General features: G+C 56.4%; 1 protein-coding gene. It reads right to left on the bottom strand.

Going from position 1 to position 479, the window contains the following annotated elements; all coding sequences use genetic code 11:
• Positions 1-192: hypothetical protein (locus EOA24_RS42690; RefSeq protein ID WP_210213671.1), on the bottom strand; the 192-nt coding region annotated here is incomplete at its 3' end.
• Between the last annotated feature and the right edge of the window lie 287 nt (positions 193-479).

Here is a 479-nt window from a genome sequence, read left to right on the forward strand (position 1 = left end):
CTGTACAAGCCCGAGCAGTCCAAGCAGACGGGCATATAGGTGGGTGCCCGCCTTCGGAATGGAACATATCATAACCCGCGAGCTTGAGCGGCCGGCCGTCGGCTTGATTGACCAAGATTCATTCGAGCAGGGATAAAGTGGAAAGGGTTGACCCGCGATATCGCGCAGCTCTTCTGGAAGCGGGTGAAACATTGTGGTTTCCTCACTGTTGCAGCGGCTTTTTTAAACAGCCGGAGCCAATGCGCGACAGGACAAGTTCCTGACCAGCTTGACCCCAAGCAGTCGCGCCCTCTGTTGCCGTACCAGAGAAGTAAAGCCCGTCGCATGCGCTAGCCGCGAGACGAACCGCTAGTACGGGTGGCATCGGCAAGCTCGTGGCCAACTTGCTGAGATGAGCTATTTACCAAACGCCACGTCGGCGTTCCCTAGAGATGTAGTCACCTTGTCATGCCCCCGTTTTCGATCGGACGATGAACCTA

This window comes from Mesorhizobium sp. M2A.F.Ca.ET.039.01.1.1, assembly GCF_003998035.1.
In the GTDB taxonomy this organism is placed as follows: Bacteria; Pseudomonadota; Alphaproteobacteria; order Rhizobiales; family Rhizobiaceae; genus Mesorhizobium.